The organism is Bacillus sp. JJ1474, from assembly GCF_036965225.1.
Classification (GTDB): Bacteria; Bacillota; Bacilli; order Bacillales; family Cytobacillaceae; genus Cytobacillus.
Genome location: NZ_JBALPC010000262.1, coordinates 1 through 2081, shown reverse-complemented (window position 1 = coordinate 2081; position 2081 = coordinate 1). Strand labels below are relative to the sequence as shown.

The window sequence follows — 2081 nt, the reverse complement described above, 5'->3', positions numbered from 1 at the left end:
ATTTTGTACTGTTAAAGATATTGTTAGTTTTCCATCAAAGACTGAAAAAAGTCAGTACTACCTTATTCAACAAACTAACAAGCATAGACTTATAAACATCTTGCATACGTAAAGTGTCCGAAATCCTGAAACCAACAGCTCTCCCATTTTCAAAAATAACCAGATGTAAGTTTAAATATGGCAGCTGCACTGATATTAGCACCTATAGTAATCTAGCTAATTAATTGATTTTGAATTATGTGTTTTACCTGATTGCGGTAAAGCATCCTGTGATATGGGTTGAACCTTTCTTACGGCAGTATTCTTACCGATAATAACGGAAAATACAACTATTACGGCCATTACAAGAGTGAAAAATGTGATAGATTCATCTAGAAATACTGCAGCAAATAGAATCATTAAAAATGGTTGTAAGTATTGAACCTGACTAACTCTTGCTATTCCCCCCATAGCCATTCCGCCATACCAAGCAACATATGCTAAAAATTGACTAACCACTGCGAGATATATAAAACTAACCCAAGCTTGTATTGGGGCATGAAGCATTTTTGTAGTAAGGTTTAGCCCAACTGGAATAATAAAAAATGGCGCACCGATTAAAATGGCCCAAGCAATCACTTGCCAGCTGCCTAATTCTTTTGCTAGTTTCCCACCTTCTGCGTAACTAAGCCCAAGTATAAGCACTGCTGCTAGTAAAGCGAAATCGGCAACTTGTAATTGACCGAATCCAAGGTGAAGTGCATACATAATAACAGCTATAGAGCCAATTGCACTTGAAATCCAGAATTTGAGAGAAGGAATTTCCCTTGCTCTAACCATAGCAAATCCGGCTGTTGCTAATGGTAACAAGGCTAATTCCACTGCTCCATGAGAAACAGGCAAGGATTTCATTGCCCAAGAAGTAAGAAGAGGAAATCCTAAAACTGCACCAGCAGCAACAATAAGTAGACTTTTGAATTGGCGCCCTGAAGGCAGTTTTTCTTTTCGAACAATCAAAACCACTGCTACTAAAATTGAGGCAACAACTGTTCTTCCCAAGCCAACGATCGTAGCCCCAAAATATTCTACTGCAATACTTGTAGAAGGAAGTGTTAAGCTAAAACAAATGACCCCTACTAATCCCAACAATAATCCGAATTTCTCTCTGGATACTCTCTGCATCTTATCCCAACCCCCATCGTTATAATACAATCACGTCTGTACCATTTTCTGATTCTTAAGAAAATAATTCTGTTATAATCAACATAATAAAAGGTGCACAGAAAAAAATAAACCATTCTTTTAGCCATCTGTACCATGACAGTTAAAGGAGGATACATGTATGAGTGCCAAATATATAGAGATAATGGAAGAGATTAAGCATCGGCTAGCAGATAGGATCCTTATTGCAGGAAGTAAACTCCCTTCTGTTCGTCAGCTGTCTGAGCATTTTTCATGCAGCAAAAATACGGTCATTAAAGCATACGAAGAATTAGAAAAAGAGCATTTAATTTATTCTGTTCCTAAAAGTGGTTACTTTGTTGTGAATGAATTTCAAAATGCGATGAATGAAAATGAGGTGATTGACTTCTTGTCTGCTGGTCCAGATAAGAATGTTATGCCTTATCTTGAATTTCAACATTGCATGAATCAAGCAATTGAACAATATAAAGAAGAGCTTTTTACATACTCTGATCAACAAGGATCTTACTCATTACGAGTACAGTTAGTGAAATATTTGCAGAATTTACAAGTGTTCACTAAACCCGAAAGATTAGTCGTTGTATCTGGCTCACAGCAAGCCCTAAACTTATTTGTTTCTATGCCCTTTCCAAATGGAAAAAACAATATTCTAATTGAACAGCCTACTTATTTCGGATTTATTGAGTCCATCAATCTGCACCAAACTACTACGTTGGGAATTGAGTTATCGATGGAAGGAATTGACCTTGATCGTCTTGAATATATTTTTCGAAATAATGATATAAAATTTTTCTATATTGTTCCGAGATTTCACAATCCACTTGGACATTGTTACACGAATAGCGAAAAGAAAAAAATTGTTGAGTTAGCCGAAAAATACGATGTATATATAGTGGAAG

The 2081-nt window shown here is 36.2% G+C and carries 2 protein-coding genes; one reads left to right on the top strand and one right to left on the bottom strand.

Features of this window, described 5'->3' with window-relative positions; genetic code table 11:
• Positions 1–216: 216 nt before the first annotated feature.
• Complete coding sequence (locus V7164_RS23940; RefSeq protein ID WP_335355453.1) at positions 217–1161, bottom strand: DMT family transporter; 945 nt, start codon at positions 1159–1161, stop codon at positions 217–219.
• A 160-nt stretch (positions 1162–1321) separates the two neighbouring features.
• On the opposite strand from V7164_RS23940, the gene V7164_RS23935 reads away from it, so the two are divergent.
• Positions 1322–2081 (top strand): PLP-dependent aminotransferase family protein (locus V7164_RS23935; protein ID WP_335355452.1); only part of this gene is annotated, 760 nt, incomplete at its 3' end.

Coding starts and splice junctions, on each gene's coding strand:
- V7164_RS23940 (WP_335355453.1), bottom strand. CDS start 1,161: ATGCAGAGAGTATCCAGAGAGAAATTCGGATTATTGTTGGGATTAGTA.